This window comes from Guptibacillus sedimenti (assembly GCF_028610665.1).
GTDB classification, from domain to species: Bacteria; Bacillota; Bacilli; order Bacillales; family Guptibacillaceae; genus Guptibacillus; species Guptibacillus sedimenti.
In genome coordinates, this window is record NZ_JAQQWV010000001.1 from 1,138,554 (window position 1) to 1,159,083 (window position 20,530).

Consider the following 20,530-nt stretch of genomic DNA (forward strand, 5'->3'; position numbering starts at 1 on the left):
TTTAATGGGGTGGAAGAATGAAATGGCTCACTGGATTACTGACAGCATTCATTCTGCTCTTATCGGCATGTGGGATTACGAAGGATATTCAAGAAATCGTCGAAGATCGCTATCAGCTTGAAGATGTCGTGGAGAGCAGTGTGGATTCAAGCGATGTCTCGAAGGTTTATAATGCTGAAGAAGATATTCCTTCTGTTGCCTCCTACTTACAGGAACAAATAAAGCCGAATGAAGTCAGTGAATTGAAAGAAGGCAAGCAAATACTCGTTTATGATGACTATATCGTTACGTTGCAAGAAAGTGATGACGCACAGAATACCCTTGTCGAAGTCGCTACGGTTGGATTTGTACGAGATAACTACCAACCTAGTTTCTTTGATGGACTACTAGCTTATTATATTTTAGATGAAATTCTGGATGTAGATGACTGGGGGAAAAAACAAAAAAACCGCTGTTTGAATGCAACCGGGAATTGTTATGGAGGATATGGCACCACAGGTGGTACATATAAAGGACCGACAACGATTCCGTCTTTTCGGGGATCGAGTCGCGGCGGCGGTCCGGGAACAGGGAAATAATCGAAGGAGGATCATCATAATGGGACCATTTTTATTAACATTTATTTATTTTATTGCAGCGATTGTTGTTGTAGTTGTTGGATTAATTATTTTTGAATTGATTACGACAAAATACAAGGATTGGGAACAGGTTGAAAACGGAAATACGGCAGTTGCGCTATCCATAGGTGGTAAGATTATTGGAATTTGTCTTATCTTAGCATTTGCCATTTATCATAGTGCGGATGTTCTCGATACAGTCATTTGGGGGGCTTACGGGGTTGTTCTTCAATTGGTGGCTTATTATATCTTTGATTTTCTTACTAGGCGTTTCTCAGTGGAACAAAAGCTTAGTGAGGGTGTTGTATCAGTAGGCATCCTTTCCATGTGCGTTTCCATTGGTCTAGCATTAGTAGTAGGAGCATCAATTACGTAAAAAAGAAATGAACAGCTGAAGGTGAAAGTCATGAGTAGGACGTTTAGTAAAAGCAGTCAGTTGTACTGGGCTTCAGGAATTGTATCGATCTGCGGAATTATTTTTGAAGTGCTGTTCGGCGCGCTAGGATCATACATACTTGGTGATGGTGTAAAGCAATATACGTTAACCATTTCGCTCTTTCTGACTGGAATGGGGATTGGCGCATCCCTGAGTGAAAAAGTTGTGAAAAACTTGATTACAAGATTTATTGCGATAGAACTTCTTATTGGTTTAATAGGTGGGTTTTCTAGTTTTACGGTGTTTGGAATTATGGCAATTGCAGGGGAAGAAGCAACTACTATTGTTCTCTATACGACCATTCTTATTGTAGGCGGATTAACGGGCCTTGAACTACCAATTTTGATTCGAAAAGCGAATGAAATTGGTGTAGAAATGAATAAAAGTACAGCAAGAGTGCTCTTTTCTGACTATGCAGGAGGGCTTGTAGGGGGACTATTATTTGCCTTTTACCTTCGACCAGAATTTGGCCTTGTAAAATCAGCTTTCCTTGTCGCTCTCGTGAACATTCTCGTCGCATTTTGGATGATTTATTCATTTCGAAAAGAGATGGTTTATCAAGCTGTTTATATTGGAATAGCAATGCTTTTGTTCTTACTAATGGTTGTCGGTACAATTTTCGGTGAGGAAATGGCTTTCTCTTTTGAGCAGCGTTTATACAAAGATCCAATCATTTACTCGGAAGAAACTTCTTATCAAAAAATCACCTTAACGAGGGAACAGGGAGATCTTAGACTTTTTTTGAATGGACAGCTTCAGTTTAGTTCAAGTGATGAACATCGATACCACGAAACGCTCGTTCACATCCCGATGGCGACAGTTCAACATGCTGAAAATGTATTATTACTGGGAGGCGGAGATGGACTAGCTGTTCGAGAGCTTTTAAAATATGATCGCTTGAAATCGATAACAGTAGTAGACTTAGATCCCGAAATGGTGAAGCTCGCTAGAGAACATCACTTATTAACGGAATTAAACGAGCATGCGCTTGAAGATAAACGTGTTCAAATAAAAAATGAAGATGCTTTTCAATATATTAAACAAGAAGAAAAAGCATTTGATGTAATCATTGCTGATCTTCCTGATCCAAATAATGAATCGTTAAACAAATTGTATACGTGGGAATTCTATTCGTTGTTACGTAATCATTTGGAAATCAATGGAGCGTTAATGGTACAAGCAACAAGTCCATTGTTTGCAAGAGAAGCTTATTGGACAATTGATCGCACGATCGCAGAGACTGGTTTAATCACTTCAAATTACCACGTCGATATTCCAAGTTTTGGTAACTGGGGTTTTGTGATGGGGACGAGAGAGCCGGTATATCCAGAGAAGCTAAAGCTTACTGTAAAAACCAAATTTCTATCAAGTGAGATGATTCCTTCCCTTAGCGTGTTTGGTAAAGATGAAGATCAACAGATGATGAGAGAAGGGGAAAAGGTTCGATTTGAACCGAATACACTTATTCAACCTCATCTAATCGAAAAATACGAACGAGCATGGTTGTATTACTAGTTTAGATCATTACTCAAAGGGAACTTACTGATTAGAGTCAATCCTTCTATATTTTTTATGGAGGGTGAAAATTCCAACCGTTAAAGGAGCGATACCAAATGAAAGTTACATTTCATGGTCATTCAGTTGTTGAGATTGTCACGGAAAAAGCAACAATTTTAATTGATCCTTTTATTTCAAGTAATGGACAATGTAAGTTAGACGCTAACGAAGTGAAGTGCGACGTTATTTTATTGACACACGGACATAATGATCACGTCGGAGATACAGTTGATATTGCGAAACGAAATGATGCTTTAGTCGTAGCTCCATTTGAATTGGCTACATACCTTGAATTTAAAGGGGTTAATGCTCATCCTATGGCAATTGGTGGCGCTCACGAATTTGAATTTGGTAAGGTGAAGCTAACGCAAGCATTCCATGGTTCGAGCTATACAGAAGAAGAAAATCAGCAAATTATTTACACGGGCATGCCATCAGGTATTCTGTTTAGTGCAGAAGGAAAGACGGTTTATCACGCTGGTGATACAGGACTCTTTTCTGATATGAAGCTATTGTCTGATAAGTCAATTGATCTTGCGTTCTTACCGATTGGTGATAATTTTACAATGGGACCAGAGGACGCAGCGGTTGCTGCGAAATGGATTAACGCAGACGTAACTGTGCCAATTCACTACAATACGTTTCCGCTTATTGAACAAGATGGTGAGGCGTTTGCAGATAGCCTTAAAGGAACGAAAGGTAAAGTTTTACAATCAGGCGAAACAATCGAATTATAATCCAACACAAAACCGATGCAATGCATCGGTTTTGTGTTGGATAAGCGTATTAAATTAGCCAATTCAAACATATCCTTTTAGAAAGGCTATAAGGGGGAATTGGTGTGAAACAACGATTGTTTTTATCGGTATTGTGTATTCTGTTTTTAATGTATGATGCTGTACCACGTTTTCAAATTGATTTAACGCTTGAAGGTGCTTTCTTTAGTCTCTGGCTTCTCTTTGCTGTCATGGCGCTTGGTGGAAATCTTGCTGGCTTGTTCTTTGGGAGAAGAGAAACTCAGTTTATATCAGAAGAGGATTTACCAGTTGATTTAAGAAAAAAACAATACAGTCGTTGAAGTTATAGGGATGAGTTATGTATAATGAAGTCAATTCAAACACCACTATAACAGAAGTAGTATATCTACTGATACAGATGTGAACGTAGAAAGTATGGTGAAAGAAATTGACAACGAAACATGAACAGATTCTCGAATATATTGAGACGCTAGAAGTGGGAAGTAAAATATCTGTCCGTCAAATTGCAAGAGAGCTGAAAGTGAGTGAAGGGACAGCCTATCGAGCGATCAAGGATGCTGAAAATAAAGGTACGGTAAGCACAATTGAACGTGTGGGCACAATCCGAATTACAAAAAAAGAAAAAGAAAACATCGAAAAACTCACTTATGCTGAAGTGGTGAACGTAGTGGATGGACAAGTGCTTGGAGGGAGAAACGGCCTACATAAAACCCTTCACAAGTTCGTTATCGGAGCGATGAAATTGGAAGCAATGATGCGCTATGTTGATCCTGGGAGTTTACTCATCGTAGGTAATCGAGACAATGTTCACAAAATAGCGCTTGAAGCAGGCGCCGCCGTTTTGATTACGGGTGGATTTGACGCGCAGGACGATGTGAAAAAAATGGCAGATGCCTATGATTTACCGATTATTTCAACATCGTACGATTCCTTTACAGTAGCAACCATGATTAATCGAGCGATATATGACCGGTTGATAAAAAAGGAAATTGCTTTAGTCAGTGATATCTTAACGCCACTTACGAAAACAAGTTTTCTAGTGACGACGGAAAACGTAGGTCGCTGGCACGAGTTAAATGAGAAAACGCTCCATAGTCGTTATCCTGTTGTGGACCCCAATATGAAAGTGCAGGGAATTGTGACTTCTAAAGATATTCTTGGAGAGCGTAACGAAACACCAATCTCAAAAGTAATGACGAAACATCCTTTAACAGTAAATGAACAAACATCGGTTGCCTCTGCTGCCCATACAATGATTTGGGAAGGAATCGAAATGCTGCCGGTCCTCGATCAATACCACCGTTTGATAGGAATTATTAGTAGACAAGATGTGTTAAAAGCGCTTCAAATGATTCAGCAACAGCCTCAAATCGGTGAAACGTTTGATGACCTGATTACGAGTCAAATTAAAGATGTGTCAACACCATCAGAAAGTCGCTACAGCTGTGAAATAACACCACAAATGACAAGCCTACTTGGAACTTTATCCTATGGGGTTGTGACTACCCTTGTAACCGAAGCTGGTAGCCGGGTATTAAAGAAATACAAAAAAGGTGATTTGGTTGTTGAAAATATTACGCTTTACTTTATAAAACCCGTTCAAATCGATCATACAATTGAAATTGTTCCTAAAGTACTCGAAGTCTCACGTAAATTTGGGAAGGTCGATGTTGAAATTTATCATGAAGGGTCAGTTGTAGGCAAGGCGCTCATGATGGCGCAGCTCATCGATCGATAAAAAAAAACCGCCAATTACTGTGGCGGTTTCATTTTCATTATTCGTATCGTGCTTAATTTTGCTTCATCATATTTGCCTCTTCAATGGCAAAAGGAAGGTAGTGACGGTATTTTTTGTAGCCGACTACAACGTTTGCAAGGCCGAGTAAAATGAAGACAGCAGCGACGATAAACGTTACAGTTGATAAAGAAACAGTGAGTGAATTAATCGCAAAAAAGATAAGGAAAAGTCCTAATGCAATACTTGCTTTTGAATGAAGCCACTGTGTCGTTGCTACACCGCTGTGACGTACAGCTTTCACTTTGTAGAACAAATAGAAAACAATTGAAAAAACAATAAAAATAACAAAGATAGGCATGACTGCTTTCCTCCATATTCAAGGTTCTTTTCTATTGTATAGAAGATGATAGGGAAAATCTATGTCAGAACAATAACAATTAGGAACGCAGTCGAAAGGAGAAGCTTCATGAAAGAAAAAATATTAGATGCTATCGAACAGTATGAAACGATTATTATTCATCGCCACGTGCGTCCAGATCCTGATGCATTAGGATCTCAAGGCGGTCTTGCTGAGCTTATTCGAACTTCTTTTCCTAAGAAGAAGGTCTATACTGTCGGTGAAGAAGAACCTTCACTTACATTTCTAAATCGAATGGACAAGATATCAAATGAGACTTATGAAGATGCCCTTGTCATTGTTTGTGATACGGCTAACCAGCCCCGTGTAAGTGATGATCGCTATCGAAATGGTAAGCTCCTCATTAAAATTGATCATCATCCAAACGAAGATCCTTACGGTGACCTTCTATGGGTAGATACCTCTTCAAGTTCTGTGAGTGAAATGATTGTTGATTTATATCTAACAGCAAAGGAACGAGGATACGAGCTATCTGAAAAAGGAGCTTTTCTTCTGTATGCAGGAATTGTAGGGGATACAGGGCGTTTTATGTTTTCTAATACGACTCAACGTACCTTTATGTATGCTGGAGAGCTTTTAAAGTTTGGTGTTGACACGGGCTTTCTTTATAAAGAACTATACAGGACAGAGCAGCATATCGCCCGTTTGAATGGCTATGTTCTGCAACATTTTGAAACATCAGATACGGGTGCAGGATGGATGAAAATCACAAAAGAAACCGTTGCTTCATACGGAGTAACCGCTAGCGAAGCATCTCAGCTAGTGAATACTTTCTCTAATGTAGCGGGATTAAAAGCGTGGGTATTCTTTATTGAGGAGGCAGACCAAATTCGCGTTCGCCTTCGTTCGAAAGGTCCTGTTGTTAATCAAATTGCAGCACAGTTTAACGGAGGTGGACATCCAATGGCTGCGGGTGCCACAGTTTATACGTGGGAAGAAGCGGACGAGGTTCTTGCTGAACTTGAAAAGGTGTGCAACGAGTAAGTCACAAAAAAGACCGGTATCTCCTTTTAAAAGGGATTTCCGGTCTTCCTTGTTTACACCTGATCGTGTGATTTAGGAATAAACCATGAACCAAAGCTTGTCACGTCTTCGTGCACGTCGATGTTAAGTGATTGCAGCTCTTTTTTAATAAGGGCAGTCATTTCATGGGACTCTGCGTAAGCGGATCGTCCATTCATTAAATCAGCGATTTTTGCTCTCGCGATTTGTTTGCGATCAATAACCATCGCGCCACCTCCACAATTTCTATACTCTTATCATATACTACGCTTGTGAAAATTGCGACTTGTCTGACAAAAGGTCACAAAATAGATCTATTTTCGCTATTGGACGAGCTTGATTGCAAGCTCTACTTCAACTGTTGTCCAAAGAATAAATTGTTTTACTTCAAAGCCATATTTTACGTCATCAATGATTAGCGTTTTATTTTCGAGGGACGAGATGATAAAGCTTCTTGTTCTCGATATCGCTCCAAGATCTTTGTTGAGAAGATCGTTCAATTCACTTTGAATTTCTTTTTTGAGCTCATGACGGGTTAAGGAGTTAAGTGGTAATTCCTTATCTTTTTCAAAAGTCACGTCAATTTTTTTTACAAGCAGTGTTTTCTCAATATCGGTGCTATTGTAATTTTCTTTATCGTCGAGCAAGGTTTGATTCTGCATTTTTAGATCAGAGATTTCAATTTTTTGCTCTTTGATTGTCGTAATCTGCTTTTCGTACATGATACCAAAAAGCATAAGAAAGAAGAGCCAACCAAAAATCACCCCTACACAAAGGCCGGCTAGAAATCGCTGCCAGCCCTTTCTAGAATAAAGAGGAGGGACTCTCATAACGTGGAGCGTTCCTGTGTTAGCCAGTTAATAATTTCCATTCCAGCTTGGGCGCCACCGAGCGCACAGAATATCCATAAAAACTGACGCATGATTTCGTCTGGTGAACCGCTGAGAAAACTTCTTTCCATATTATTGATTGTGTCGAACGTACCTCCAATCGCTGCTGCGATCGCCCAGATTTTTAATCGTTGTGCCACAATAAACATCCAATGTAGCGGAGGTTCACCAGAGAGGAAAGCTCCAATACCTCCGATGAGAGAACCTCCAACAATCACTCCAAAGGCTACAAAAAAAGCAATAATCAAGGTAACGAGCGTTACTCTCTCCATTTTTGATTCCTTCTTTCTAATCAGTTTCATTTAGGATGTTCTTATAAATGAACGAAAAAATAACTTGGCGTATTTAAAGCGAGGCAAATGATTGCATTTAGTACAGCCTATGCAACCATGAGAGAATGTTATGCTTGATAATGTTTGTTTGAGAAGCTTGAAGTATCTATAATAGAGGATAACAGCAAATTGAGAGTGGGATAATCTATGGAATTCGTGCATCTTCGTGTCTACAGTGAATATAGTCTTCTAGACAGCCCGAGTCGTATTGAAGCGCTGATAGAATCAGCAAAACAAAAAGGGTATCAGTCGCTTGCCCTAACGGATAAAGGAACTATGTTTGGAACAATCCCTTTCTACAAAGCATGTAAAGCAAAGGGCATTAAACCGATCATTGGTCTGGATGTCCGCGTGGGAAACGGTACTACTCTTCATACGCGCGATCAATTCGACCATCTTGTTTTACTGGCTGTTAATAAAGTAGGGTACGATAATTTATTAAAGATCAGCACACACATGCAGTGTAGAACGGGGAATATCGCTTACATAGAAAAAGAAGATTTAGTTGAAAACGCAAGCGGGCTTATCGCTCTTTCAGGGTCTATTTCTAGCAAAATCGGACAGGAACTTTTACATGGTGAAGAAACGACCGCATTTGAAATGGCGATAGAGTATCAGCGTATCTTCGAGGAAGGGTTTTATCTTGAGATGCAGGATCATTCGTTACGAGAAGAAAGGCAACTCAACTTATTGCTCTCCACGTTTGCAAACAAGGTCAATCTTCCCATAACGGTGACAAATGCTGCACATTATATTAACCGGGAAGATGGAGAAGCACATGATTGTTTGAGGTGTATAGACGCAGGACAGCGGTTTGAAGACAAAAATCTCGTTGCGCTACCTAACCATGAGTACTATTTAGCGTCTCCGGAAGAAATGAAGCAGCGATTTAGAGGGTACGAGACAGCTCTTATAAATACAACTGATATTGCGGAAAGGTGCAATGTAGAATTAAATTTTAATCAAACACATTTGCCACTTTATCCGGTTCCTAATGGAGTAACGGCTTTTGACTATTTACAGAAAATTTGTTTCGACAATCTTTCTAAGCGCTATTCATATCAGGATGAACGGGTCACTGAACGATTGGATTACGAACTTTCTATTATTAACAAAATGGGGTTCAATGATTATTTTCTAATTGTTTGGGACTTCATGAAATATGCGCATGAGCATCAAATGATTACTGGTCCAGGTCGTGGCTCTGCGGCAGGTTCTCTTGTTGCTTACTTATTGCATATAACAGATGTGGACCCTATTGAACACAACCTTTTATTTGAGCGATTCTTGAATCCAGAACGTGTCACCATGCCTGATATTGATATTGATTTTCCTGACGTTAGACGAGATGAAGTGATTGATTATGTACATGAGAAATATGGTCATGATCGTGTCGCTCAAATTGTTACGTTTGGTACGCTTGCAGCAAAGGCAGCCATTCGAGACGTGGGACGAGTATTAGAGGTAGATAACAAGCTTCTTGATGCCATGTCTAAAGCGATCCCCTCACGCCCCGGCTTGACGTTAAATCAGGCGAAAGAAGAGTCGAAGGTTCTTAAAGAACTCATTTCTTCATCCAAAGAAGGGAAACGCGTATTTGAGATAGCTAGTACAATTGAGGGGCTTCCACGACATACGTCGACCCATGCTGCGGGAGTGGTAATTTCAGCAGAGCCTCTCACGCATCATGTTCCTTTGCTTGGTGGTCATCACATTAACTTAACCCAATTTCCGATGAATGATTTGGAAGAGATTGGTTTATTGAAGATGGATTTCCTGGGGCTTCGGAATTTAACCTTGATTGAAGGTATATTAAATGACATTGAAGAGGAAACGGGTCAAAGGCCTTCTCTTTCAACGATACCAATGGATGATGAAGCTACTTTCTCTCTACTACAAAAAGCCGATACGACTGGCGTATTTCAACTTGAATCTGATGGAATGCGTCAAGTACTTAGAAAGCTAAAGCCAACTGAGTTTGAAGATATTGTCGCTGTTAATGCACTTTATCGTCCGGGACCGATGGAGAATATTCCTCTTTTTATTTCTGGTAAGCACAAGGAAAGAACAATTGAATATCTCCATCATGACCTTGAACCTATTCTTAAACCAACCTATGGGGTTATTGTCTATCAAGAACAAATTATGCAAATTGCTTCTAAGTTAGCTGGGTTCTCTCTGGGAGAAGCTGATCTATTGAGAAGAGCTGTATCTAAAAAGAAGCGTGAAGTTCTTGAGTCAGAAAGAGAGCACTTTGTAAGGGGATGTCTTGAGAAGGGGTATCCGAAAGATACAGCTCTTAAAGTATATGAGTATATTGTTCGATTTGCGGATTATGGTTTCAACAGAAGTCATGCGGTTGCATATAGTGTCATTGCTTACCAGCTCGCTTATTTAAAAGCAAACTATTCGCGCTATTTCTTTTCAAGTCTTCTGAATTCTGCCGTCGGAAACCAGGATCGACTTGCGACGTATTTAGCTGAAGCGAAACAAAAAGGCATGATGGTTCAACCTCCATCGATTAATAGTAGTCAAGAGACGTTCACGGTGGAGAAAAACACCATTCGATTCGGACTTCTTCCGGTAAAAAATGTTGGGAGAAATGCGATTGAAGAGATCGTGCAAAAAAGAACGCATCCTTACAAAAGTCTTTTTGATCTATGTGCGAGGATTTCGCTGAAAGTGGTGAACAAGCGCGCTCTTGAATCACTTATATTTGCTGGGGCAATGGATGAGTTTGGGGTAAGTCGTTCTTCTATGCTTGCATCATTAGAGGGGGCGATGAATTACGGATCTGAACAAATTGGTCAGGAAGGCTTTTTCCAAGATGGCGAAACGGAACCAGCTTACGAAAGCGTTCCACCTTTTGATGAAGCGGAAATGCTCGCTTTTGAAAAAGAAGCGATTGGTTTTTACTTAACGGCTCATCCGCTTGATCCTTATTTGGACAAATTAAAAGGTTATGTAAGGAACGTTACGAAAGATGCGATAGAGGCTGAGGATCGTGCACCGCTTAGGTTGGCTGTAGAGGTATTGAAGGTCCGAAGTATTCGAACGAAAAAAGGTCAAATGATGGCCTTTCTAACACTTGGTGATGAAACAGGAGAAATTGAAGGAGTGGCTTTTCCTGACGTTTGGGATAAAATGGAGAGCCTATTGACTAAAGGAGAATTTCTATATGTTGATGGGGTGGGACAAAAGAGAAATGATCAGACGAATATCATTATATCAAGGGTCATGAAGTTAGCGGATATTAAGCCGAAAAAAGCAAAACAAACCCTGTTTCTTAAAATTGAACCGCATCACGAAAGCGTCTTAAGTGAAGTGAAGAAAGTGCTTCACCAACACTCAGGCGACACAGAGGTTGTTATTTATTATAGTAAAACTGATAAAACAGTTAAATTAGGTGAAGGATGGCTAGTGAACCCTGATCCAGACTGTGTTCACACGTTGAAAAAATTACTTGGTGAACGCAACGTCGTGAAAAAGCCGTAATGAAAATCTTTACAGCAAATGGTGATTTGTTATAATGGTGAAAATAGAGTGGTCTGACCACTGCCCAAATGTCCTAGGGGAATTGTTAACATAGTCTAATGCTTCTGAAAAAAGGAGAGTGGAATGATTGTCCATTACAAGAGAAGAAGCCCTACATATTCACAGAGTGAGGCAAGGAAAGTTAGAATCAAAATCAAAAGTACCTGTTCGTAATGCCACTGATTTAAGTCTGGCTTATTCACCTGGTGTAGCAGAGCCGTGTAAAGAAATTTATGATGACAAGAATAAAGTATATGAATATACGATGAAAGGCAACATGGTGGCGGTTGTATCAGACGGTACTGCCGTACTCGGTCTTGGAAATATTGGCCCTGAAGCTGCTCTTCCTGTAATGGAAGGAAAGGCGGTTCTATTCAAGAGTTTTGCCGGGGTTGATGCATTCCCAATTTGTTTAAACACAACAGATGTCGATCAAATCGTGCAAACTGTTAAGTTAATGGAACCTACTTTTGGTGGGATTAATCTCGAAGATATTGCTGCTCCAAACTGCTTTGTGATCGAAGAAAGACTAAAAAAAGAAACAAATATCCCCATCTTTCATGATGATCAACATGGTACAGCGATTGTGACCGTAGCGGGATTAGTTAATGCTCTGAAACTATCAGGTAAGAAGATGAGTGAAATTAAAGTTGTCATTAATGGTGCAGGAGCAGCAGGCATTGCCATTATTAAACTTTTAAATCGTTTCGGTGTAAAAGACATTATTATGTGTGATTCAAAAGGGGCTATTTACGAAGGTCGTTCTTACGGAATGAATGATGTAAAAGCGGAAGTAGCCAAATATACAAATCGTGATAAAGCTGAAGGATCCCTGAAAGAAGTGATTGTGAATACGGATGTTTTTATTGGGGTATCCGTTGAAGGCGCATTGACAAAAGAAATGGTGAAATCAATGAATGAGGATCCTACCATTTTTGCTATGGCGAACCCAAATCCTGAAATCATGCCTGACGATGCGAGAGAAGCGGGAGCTAAAGTGATCGGTACAGGTCGTTCGGATTTCCCGAATCAAATTAATAACGTACTTGCATTTCCTGGTATCTTTAGAGGTGCTCTTGATGTTCGCGCCACTCACATTAACGAAGATATGAAAGTAGCTGCCGTACAAGCCATTGCAGAGTTAGTTGCTGAGGAAGATCTAAATGCAGACTACGTGATTCCTGCTCCATTTGATCCGCGTGTAGCACCTGCTGTTGCTGCAAGCGTAGCGAAAGCTGCTATGGAAACCGGAGTAGCTCGTATAAATGTTGATCCGGAAGCTGTAAAAGAAAAAACGCGTTCTCTTGCAATCATTGAAGCAGATAATGAATAAGTGGGGAAGAGCTTGACTTTCTCACTTTTTTCTTGCATTTTACTTATGAGCGCGGATTGTATTTTGAGAATACCTGGTGAAAAGCCGGGTTATTCTAACGTTCTCCTGTTCTTAGAGCTAAGAAAGGGTGTTGACTTCCAATGACAACCCAGGGGAAAGTCTATCAGAATATTCTTCAGAAGATAAAGGCGATTATCTATAATGATGGTTTACAAACCGGCGATAAGCTCCCTTCGGAAAGGGAGCTTTCTGATCGCTTAAATGCCGGAAGATCTTCTATAAGGGAAGCGTTAAGATCAATGGAAATGCTAGGTCTTATTGAAACGCGACGCGGTGAAGGGACTTTTATAGCCAATGCTAGAGATCATCGCCTTGTAGAAGTGATTGCATCTTTCATTTTAAAAGATACCAAGTCGAAAGAAGATTTGCTTGAAACGAGGAAATTAATCGAAAAAGATATACTAAGAGTGGCTTGTGAACGGATTTCAGATGAATATATTGATCGATTAAGAACTATGATGGAACATAAGGACAACTCTTCAGATCGAGACATTTTTTCGACTGAGTTTGATACTGCTTTCTTCCGTGTCATTGTTTCATCCACACATAATCACTTGCTTATGCGCTTATGGGCAGAGCTTGCGGATTATCACCAGACAATTTGGCATCAATTGACATTTCGTCCAACTGATTATTATGAGGGTATGATTCATGCGCTCGTTTCTCGAAATCAAGAAGCGGCAATTAATCTTTTGGATAAGTATGAAATGAAAAAAACGGAAGAATAGCCATTAGGATAAGCGAAAGGAATGGTCAACATTGTTAAAGGATTTGTTCAACAAGAAAAAAAAGTATGCGACAGTTCCTTCAGATAAAATAAAACAAGATGTCCCTGAAGGCATCATGACAAAGTGCCCAGGGTGCAAAAGTATTATTTATACGAAAGAACTTGAAAAATCCCATAAGGTTTGCGTGAAATGTGGCTATCATCACCAAATGTCTGCCCCTGAACGCTTAAAAAATACGCTTGACCAAGGTTCATTTAGAGAACTGGACGCAGAGATGATTTCTGAGAACCCTCTCTCTTTCCCTGGTTATGTTGAGCGCTTGGAAAAGGATCAAAAGAAATCTTCATTAAACGAAGCGGTGGTAACAGGTGAAGGAACGATTGACGGTTACCGAACAGCTATTGCTGTGATGGATGCACGTTTTCGAATGGGTAGCATGGGGTCTGTTGTAGGAGAAAAAATCACAAGAGCGATTGAACATGCACATAAAGAAAAAATTCCTTTTATCATTTTTACAGCCTCCGGTGGAGCTAGAATGCAGGAGGGTGTACTTAGTTTAATGCAAATGGCGAAATCCAGCGTAGCCCTTAAACGCTTTAGCAACGATGGTGGATTGTTCATATCTATTATGACGCATCCTACAACTGGCGGAGTTTCTGCGAGCTTTGCTTCTGTAGGTGACTTTAATTTCGCTGAACCTAAGGCTTTAATTGGTTTTGCTGGGCGAAGAATTATTGAGCAAACGATTCGTGAAGATCTTCCAGAGGATTTTCAAACAGCTGAGTTTTTGTTACATCATGGTCAATTGGACCGTGTTATTCATAGAGCGGATATGAAGAAAACACTTAGCCAAGTTTTAATGATTCATGGAAATAGGGGTGAGAAATAATGGGGCAAAGGCTTGATTTTGAACGACCGCTTCAAGAGTTAGAAGATAAAATCAAAGAACTTCATGCTTTTATGGATGAGAAGAAGGTGGACCTTACTGATGAAGTTTCACGACTTGAAAAACGACTTTCTAAAATGGAAAGTGAAATTTACGAGAATTTAACCGCATGGAACCGTGTTCAATTAGCAAGACACCCTGAGCGACCAACGACATCAGATTACATCGATCGTATTTTTGATCATTTTCTTGAATTGCATGGTGACCGTCTGTTTGGAGACGATGAAGCCATTGTAGGGGGGATCGCTACGTTTGAAGGCAATCCTGTTACAGTAATTGGTCATCAGCGTGGTAAGGACACAAAAGAGAATCTTAGAAGGAACTTTGGTATGCCACATCCGGAGGGGTATCGGAAAGCGCTTCGATTGATGAAGCAAGCTGAAAAATTTCAGCGTCCGGTTATTTTCTTACTAGACACGAAAGGCGCATTTCCTGGTAAAGCCGCAGAAGAACGAGGCCAGAGTGAAGCGATTGCTAGGAACCTGATCGAGATGGCTGGATTAACAGTTCCAATTATTTGCATTGTTATCGGGGAAGGCGCGAGTGGGGGAGCACTTGCCATTGGTGTAGGTAACCATGTTCACATGCTTGAAAATTCATGGTATTCCGTTATTTCCCCTGAAGGTGCTGCGGCTCTTTTGTGGAAAGATTCAAGTCTGGCACAACAAGCGGCAGATACAATGAAAATTACAGCACCAGATTTGAAAGAGTTAAATGTCATTGATGAGATTATCCCTGAAGTAAAAGGTGGAGCGCATCGCAATGTGGAAGAACAGTCAAAAGCTATTCAGAGCGCCCTAACTAAATCTCTTGAAGAATTGACACAACTTACCAAAGAAGAGTTGGTGGATCATCGTTATGAAAAATACAGAAATATTGGACAATATACGTTTGTAACCGATACCATTGGCTTAAAATAAGGGAAGTGCTTTCTCACAAAAGAGAAAGCACTTTTTTGCGATGTACCTTTGCTATTGTATTAAGGGGCTGTATTTGATATTTTAATAACACAAAGAACTAATGAGGTGAACAGTTATGAAACGTATTGGTGTACTTACCAGCGGAGGAGACTCACCAGGAATGAACGCAGCTATTCGTGCTGTCGTTCGAAAAGCAATTTACCATGATATTGAAGTTTACGGGATCTACCACGGGTATACCGGGTTAATGAATGGAAATATAGAGAAAATGGAAATCGGCTCTGTAGCAGATATCATTCATCGTGGAGGAACGATGCTTTATTCTGCACGTTGTCCAGAGTTCAAAACACTTGAAGGTCAGCTTAAAGGTGTTGAAAACTTAAAGAAGTTTGGTATTGAAGGTCTAGTCGTTATTGGTGGAGACGGTTCTTACCGAGGTGCTCAGAAATTGACTGGACATGGTTTCCCAACGATTGGAATTCCTGGAACAATCGATAATGATATTCCTGGAACGGATTTCACAATCGGCTTTGACACTGCATTGAATACTGTTATTCAAGCAATTGACAAAATCCGTGACACGGCGACATCTCATGAGCGTACATATGTGATTGAAGTAATGGGACGCGACGCTGGGGATATCGCTTTATGGTCAGGACTAGCCGATGGAGCTGAATCAATTCTTATCCCTGAGGAGAAGTTCGAGATGTCGGACATTCTAAGTCGTCTCAAGCGTGGACATGATCGAGGGAAGCGCCACAGCATTATCGTTGTTGCGGAAGGTGTTGGAAGCGGCGTTGAAATTGGAAAGCAAATTCAAGAAGAAATGAACATGGAAACGCGTGTAACAGTTCTTGGCCATGTTCAGCGTGGTGGTTCACCAACAGCAGCTGACCGCGTTCTAGCAAGTCGTCTTGGAGCACGTGCAGTCGAACTTCTTCTTGAAGGAGCAGAAGGTAGAACTGTTGGCATTCAAAACAACCAAATTGTTGATCTGGATATTAACGAAGCTCTTGCACTTCCACACGAAGTGAACCAGAAAATGTGTCAGCTTGCAAAAGAACTATCCATTTAGCAATATGCGGGGCACCCCTTCATAGGTAAGGGGTGTATCGTAATGCCTGAAAAAATACATAACATTTCTGTTATGAAGAAAACTAATTGAAGCATAGCTTTTAGGAGGAGACAGACCCATGCGCAAAACTAAGATTGTCTGTACGATAGGACCAGCAAGTGAAAATGAACAGACATTAGAGAAATTGATTAATGCAGGAATGAATGTTGCTCGTTTGAATTTCTCACACGGTGATTTTGAGGAACACGGTAACCGTATTAAGTCAATTCGTTCAGTGGCTGAGAAGCTAGGTAAAAACGTAGCGATTCTTTTAGATACGAAAGGCCCAGAAATCCGTACGAATAATATGGAAAATGGCGGTATTGATCTTGAAGCAGGTCAACAGCTTATCGTATCTATGGAAGAAGTTCTAGGCACAACAGAAAAGATTTCTGTTACGTATCCTGAACTTGTTAACGATGTTCACGTAGGGTCTAAAATTCTACTTGACGATGGATTAATTGAACTTGAAGTAAAGCAAATCGAAAAGAATGAACTTTATACTGAGGTTCTAAATAATGGAACGTTGAAAAATAAAAAAGGTGTTAACGTACCGAACGTAAGTGTTAACCTTCCTGGTATTACGGATAAGGATGCTGCAGATATCGAATTCGGTATTGAGCAAGGTGTAGACTTTATTGCTGCGTCATTCGTTCGTCGTGTATCCGATGTTCTTGACATTCGTAAACTTCTTGAGAAGCATAAAGCAACTGATATTCAAATCATCCCTAAAATTGAGAACCGTGAAGGTGTCGATAATATCGATTCTATTCTTGAGATCTCTGACGGCTTAATGGTTGCTCGTGGTGATCTTGGTGTTGAAATTCCAGCTGAAGAAGTGCCTCTAGTACAAAAACAGCTTATTAAGAAATGTAATGCACTTGGTAAACCAGTAATTACAGCAACACAAATGCTTGATTCTATGCAACGTAATCCACGCCCAACACGTGCGGAAGCAAGTGATGTTGCCAATGCAATCCTAGATGGCACAGATGCGATCATGCTTTCAGGTGAAACAGCAGCTGGATCATACCCAATCGAAGCTGTACAAACGATGCATAACATTGCATCATACACTGAAAAATCACTAAACTACCGTGATCTTCTTTCTGTAAGAAGTAAAGAAACGGAAACAAATACTACAAATGCGATCAGTGAATCTGTTGCACACACAGCTTATAACTTAAATGTGCCTGCTATCATTACAGCTACAGAAAGCGGTCATACAGCTCGTATGATTTCTAAATATCGTCCGAAGGCACCAATTGTTGCTGTAACGAATACTGCTAGCGTATGCCGCAAGCTTGCTCTTGTATGGGGCGTTCACGCACAAGAAGGACATAAAGTCTCGACTACGGATGAAATGCTTGAAGTGGCTGTAGACGCTTCAATCCAATCTGGTATTGTTAATCACGGAGATACTGTTGTTATTACAGCGGGTGTACCGGTTGGAGAATCTGGTACAACAAACTTGATGAAAGTTCACGTGATCGGTGATATTCTTGCAAAAGCACAGGGTATTGGCAAAACATCTACTTCAGGACGCATTGCGATTGCAAAAACAGCTGAAGAAGCGATTCAAAAAGCAGATGCTAACACAATCCTTGTGACGATTGCTTCTGATAAAGATATGGTTCCTGCATTAGAAAAAGCAGCTGGACTTATTACAGAAGAAGGCGGTCTTACGTGCCATGCTGCTGTTGTCGGCTTAAGTCTTGGGCTGCCGGTAGTCGTTGGTCTTGAGAATGCTACTGAGCTATTTGAAGAGGGTCAACAAGTAACATTAGATGCAACAACAGGAATTATTTACAACGGGAAAGCAAGTATCCTATAAGTATGTTGTAAGCTTTAAAGGCTGTCGAGTAAATCGACAGCCTTTTTCCATACTCCAAAACCTCTAGTGGGTATTCTTTATAATGAACGAATGAGGCAATTGAGTTCGAAAAAAATTGAAAAACACGTATAATAGGGATAACGGGACACTTTCCCGATTATAATTGAGGGAGCTATGTCATGTTTCGTATTTTGTTGCTTTTTATTATCATCGTACCGGCTCTAGAAATCGCTTTGTTACTTCTGTCAGGAAGAACACTGGGGCTTATTCCAACAGTATTATTGATTATAGGTACCGGAATCCTCGGGGCCTGGCTTGCGCGTAAAGAAGGAGCAGAGACGATCCAGAAGGTGAACAGACAAATGCAGACTGGTCAAATGCCCGGTGAAGCTATTCTAGATGGTTTGTGTATACTTGTAGGTGGTGTCGTTCTACTCACACCGGGATTTATTACAGATGCAGTCGGCTTTTTGCTTCTTATACCGGCAACTAGAAAACCATTTAAGAGATGGATTAAGAAATTCCTTGAACGTCGAATGAATAATGGACAGTTTATGTTTATTAGAAGGTAAGGAATTGTGCCATATGCTTATGTAATCATTATAGAAAATAAGTCTTTAGGGAGCTTGAATCTACATTCAAGCTCCTGTTTTAGTGGGAGTAGTGAGCAGTTAGTTGATATTAAAACCATTCATGTACTAATTTAATTGAGCAGTCAATGATTGACCTATCAATTAGTTAGTGTTTTCTAGTTGACATTCATAAATACAACTAGTATATTAGTTGATGAGTCAATGATTGACCCATCAAACGATTGAAGGAGGAGGATGCGTTGAAAGCTTCTTGTTCAGATGAAGGTGAAATATTATACCAGTTAAATAATATATACAAACAAATGAGTCCGAAATTCGAAAGGTGTACCGGCATCAGTCAGTCTCGCTTAGAGATCCTGCATAAATTGTTTGAGGTTGAGGAGATTAGCCAAACAGCTTTGCAGAAAGAAGTGAATATTGATAGTGCTGCTGTCACAAGACATTTAAAGCAGCTTGAGGCAAAAGAAATGGTTACTCGACGCAAGAATCCAGATGATAACCGCTTTACCTTTGTAAGGTTAACAGAAGAAGGTAGAGAGAAAATTGCTTCTTTTCGAATAGAGAAAGAAGAGTTCATTCGGAAAGTGTTAAAAGACTTTAGTGAGAAGGAACAAACCGAATTATCGGATATGCTAAGCCGTATTCAAAATAACATTGAAGAAATTCAATACTAACAAGAAATGACATAAGGAGATTTTACGATGAATGCAACCAAAATAAATGACTTTAATGAAATTATTACAGGTCGACGCTCAATTCGCCATTACGATCCGTCAGTCAAAATTACGAAAGAAGAAATGTCGGAAATATTAACTGAAGCTACGTTGGCACCATCTTCAGTCAATCTTCAACCATGGCGTTTTGTCGTTATCGATAGCGAAAAGGGAAAAACAACTTTAGCACCACTTGCTAAATTTAATCAATCACAAGTTGAAACATCTGCAGCTGTTATTGCGGTATTTGTAGATATGAACAGCCTCGACTATGCTGATGAAATTTATGATACTGCTGTACAAAAAGGGTATATGCCTGCAGAAGTAAGAGATCAACAGCTTCCAGCGATAAAAGGCTTGTTAGAAGGTATGTCAACTGAGCAATTTAGAGAAATGAATATCATTGATGGTGGATTAGTGTCCATGCAATTGATGTTAGCGGCTCGAGCACACGGATATGATACAAATCCAATTGGTGGATATGAGAAAGATCAGATTGCTGAAGCTTACGGTATGGATAAAGAGCGTTACTATCCAGTGATGCTGATTTCAATTGGTAAAGCAGCAAACGAAGGATACAAATCTGTTCGCTTACCTGTTGAATCAATTACAGAGTGGAAATAAAATAAACATTGAAAAGAGGATATAACGAATGATTATTATTCATGCAGGATTACAAATTAACCCGGCTAAGGAAGAAGCGTTTCTTAACGAAGTAGCTACTCTTATTGAAGAAGCTAGAAAAGAAGAAGGAAATCTTTCTTATACTTTGACGAAAGAGATTGAAAAAGAGAGCACTTATAAAATGATTGAAGCTTATGAAGACATGGCTGCAGTTGAAAAGCACAATCAAAGTGCTCATTTTCAAGCATTTGTTGGAAAAGCACCAGAATATTTGGTGGCCCCATTAGACGTTAAAGTGTATGACGCTACTGAAGTACAAAAATAATGGTTGAGCTGAAAGGTTCATGGATTTAACAAATTAGCCCATAGGAGCAACGTATCAT

Annotated in this window: 22 protein-coding genes; 18 read left to right on the forward strand and 4 right to left on the reverse strand. The window is 40.0% G+C overall.

Annotated elements, in window-relative coordinates:
* Positions 1-17: 17 nt before the first annotated feature.
* From PQ578_RS05510 to PQ578_RS05535, 6 genes are all read left to right on the forward strand, one after another.
* A complete protein-coding gene (locus PQ578_RS05510; RefSeq protein WP_273832563.1) occupies positions 18-578 on the forward strand; it encodes a DUF4247 domain-containing protein in 561 nt (186 codons plus the stop codon).
* A 19-nt stretch (positions 579-597) separates the two neighbouring features.
* Positions 598-993 carry a DUF350 domain-containing protein gene (locus PQ578_RS05515; RefSeq protein ID WP_273832564.1) on the forward strand — a complete coding sequence of 132 codons (396 nt, stop codon included), beginning with the start codon at positions 598-600 and terminating at the stop codon, positions 991-993.
* A gap of 30 nt (positions 994-1,023) precedes the next feature.
* On the forward strand, positions 1,024-2,568 hold the full coding sequence (locus tag PQ578_RS05520) for a polyamine aminopropyltransferase (protein ID WP_273832565.1): 1,545 nt from the start codon (positions 1,024-1,026) through the stop codon (positions 2,566-2,568).
* 98 nt (positions 2,569-2,666) lie between these two features.
* Positions 2,667-3,347 carry a metal-dependent hydrolase gene (locus tag PQ578_RS05525; protein ID WP_273832566.1) on the forward strand — a complete coding sequence of 227 codons (681 nt, stop codon included), beginning with the start codon at positions 2,667-2,669 and terminating at the stop codon, positions 3,345-3,347.
* 104 nt (positions 3,348-3,451) lie between these two features.
* The gene (locus PQ578_RS05530) at positions 3,452-3,688 is read left to right on the forward strand and encodes a hypothetical protein (RefSeq protein WP_098444522.1); all 237 of its coding nucleotides are present in this window, start codon (positions 3,452-3,454) and stop codon (positions 3,686-3,688) included.
* Between the two features lie 107 nt (positions 3,689-3,795).
* The gene (locus PQ578_RS05535) at positions 3,796-5,106 is read left to right on the forward strand and encodes a DRTGG domain-containing protein (protein WP_098444521.1); all 1,311 of its coding nucleotides are present in this window, start codon (positions 3,796-3,798) and stop codon (positions 5,104-5,106) included.
* Between the two features lie 52 nt (positions 5,107-5,158).
* On the opposite strand, the gene PQ578_RS05540 is transcribed toward PQ578_RS05535, so the two are convergent.
* Positions 5,159-5,464, reverse strand: coding sequence for a YtpI family protein (locus tag PQ578_RS05540; RefSeq protein ID WP_098444520.1), 306 nt, complete (start codon positions 5,462-5,464; stop codon positions 5,159-5,161).
* Positions 5,465-5,572: 108 nt separating this feature from the next.
* Between PQ578_RS05540 and PQ578_RS05545 the strand changes: the two genes are divergently transcribed.
* A complete protein-coding gene (locus PQ578_RS05545) occupies positions 5,573-6,508 on the forward strand; it encodes a DHH family phosphoesterase (RefSeq protein ID WP_273832567.1) in 936 nt (311 codons plus the stop codon).
* Between the two features lie 53 nt (positions 6,509-6,561).
* Here PQ578_RS05545 and PQ578_RS05550 read toward each other — a convergent pair whose 3' ends face one another.
* The 3 genes from PQ578_RS05550 to PQ578_RS05560 all read right to left on the reverse strand — a co-directional run bounded on the left by PQ578_RS05550 (position 6,562) and on the right by PQ578_RS05560 (position 7,688).
* Positions 6,562-6,753, reverse strand: a complete 192-nt coding sequence (locus tag PQ578_RS05550) for a YtzJ family protein (protein ID WP_098444518.1) — start codon at positions 6,751-6,753, stop codon at positions 6,562-6,564.
* A gap of 96 nt (positions 6,754-6,849) precedes the next feature.
* The gene (gene ytrI, locus PQ578_RS05555; RefSeq protein WP_098444517.1) at positions 6,850-7,356 is read right to left on the reverse strand and encodes a sporulation membrane protein YtrI; all 507 of its coding nucleotides are present in this window, start codon (positions 7,354-7,356) and stop codon (positions 6,850-6,852) included.
* Positions 7,353-7,688, reverse strand: a complete 336-nt coding sequence (locus PQ578_RS05560; RefSeq protein ID WP_098445801.1) for a YtrH family sporulation protein — start codon at positions 7,686-7,688, stop codon at positions 7,353-7,355. Before PQ578_RS05560 ends, ytrI begins: the two co-directional genes overlap by 4 nt.
* Positions 7,689-7,895: 207 nt before the next feature.
* Between PQ578_RS05560 and PQ578_RS05565 the strand changes: the two genes are divergently transcribed.
* The 11 genes from PQ578_RS05565 (at position 7,896) to PQ578_RS05615 (ending at position 20,472) form a co-directional block, all read left to right on the forward strand.
* Complete coding sequence (locus PQ578_RS05565) at positions 7,896-11,243, forward strand: DNA polymerase III subunit alpha (protein ID WP_273832568.1); 3,348 nt, start codon at positions 7,896-7,898, stop codon at positions 11,241-11,243.
* Positions 11,244-11,376: 133 nt separating this feature from the next.
* A complete protein-coding gene (ystJ, locus tag PQ578_RS05570; RefSeq protein WP_420541533.1) occupies positions 11,377-12,615 on the forward strand; it encodes an NADP-dependent malic enzyme in 1,239 nt (412 codons plus the stop codon).
* Positions 12,616-12,755: 140 nt separating this feature from the next.
* Positions 12,756-13,403, forward strand: coding sequence for a FadR/GntR family transcriptional regulator (locus tag PQ578_RS05575; RefSeq protein WP_273832570.1), 648 nt, complete (start codon positions 12,756-12,758; stop codon positions 13,401-13,403).
* Between the two features lie 31 nt (positions 13,404-13,434).
* Positions 13,435-14,292 carry an acetyl-CoA carboxylase, carboxyltransferase subunit beta gene (accD, locus tag PQ578_RS05580; protein ID WP_165997077.1) on the forward strand — a complete coding sequence of 286 codons (858 nt, stop codon included), beginning with the start codon at positions 13,435-13,437 and terminating at the stop codon, positions 14,290-14,292.
* On the forward strand, positions 14,292-15,269 hold the full coding sequence (accA, locus tag PQ578_RS05585; protein ID WP_273832571.1) for an acetyl-CoA carboxylase carboxyl transferase subunit alpha: 978 nt from the start codon (positions 14,292-14,294) through the stop codon (positions 15,267-15,269). The genes accD and accA overlap by 1 nt, the downstream gene beginning before the upstream one ends.
* Before the next feature lie 115 nt (positions 15,270-15,384).
* Positions 15,385-16,344, forward strand: coding sequence for a 6-phosphofructokinase (gene pfkA, locus PQ578_RS05590; RefSeq protein ID WP_098444511.1), 960 nt, complete (start codon positions 15,385-15,387; stop codon positions 16,342-16,344).
* A gap of 118 nt (positions 16,345-16,462) precedes the next feature.
* Positions 16,463-18,217 carry a pyruvate kinase gene (gene pyk, locus PQ578_RS05595; protein ID WP_098444510.1) on the forward strand — a complete coding sequence of 585 codons (1,755 nt, stop codon included), beginning with the start codon at positions 16,463-16,465 and terminating at the stop codon, positions 18,215-18,217.
* A gap of 179 nt (positions 18,218-18,396) precedes the next feature.
* Positions 18,397-18,789 (forward strand): FxsA family protein, encoded by a 393-nt coding sequence (locus PQ578_RS05600; RefSeq protein ID WP_098444509.1) that lies wholly within the window; start codon positions 18,397-18,399, stop codon positions 18,787-18,789.
* 260 nt (positions 18,790-19,049) lie between these two features.
* Complete coding sequence (locus PQ578_RS05605) at positions 19,050-19,484, forward strand: MarR family winged helix-turn-helix transcriptional regulator (protein WP_273832572.1); 435 nt, start codon at positions 19,050-19,052, stop codon at positions 19,482-19,484.
* 27 nt (positions 19,485-19,511) lie between these two features.
* Complete coding sequence (locus PQ578_RS05610; RefSeq protein ID WP_273832573.1) at positions 19,512-20,147, forward strand: nitroreductase family protein; 636 nt, start codon at positions 19,512-19,514, stop codon at positions 20,145-20,147.
* Between the two features lie 28 nt (positions 20,148-20,175).
* A complete protein-coding gene (locus PQ578_RS05615) occupies positions 20,176-20,472 on the forward strand; it encodes a putative quinol monooxygenase (RefSeq protein WP_159783689.1) in 297 nt (98 codons plus the stop codon).
* Positions 20,473-20,530 lie beyond the last annotated feature (58 nt).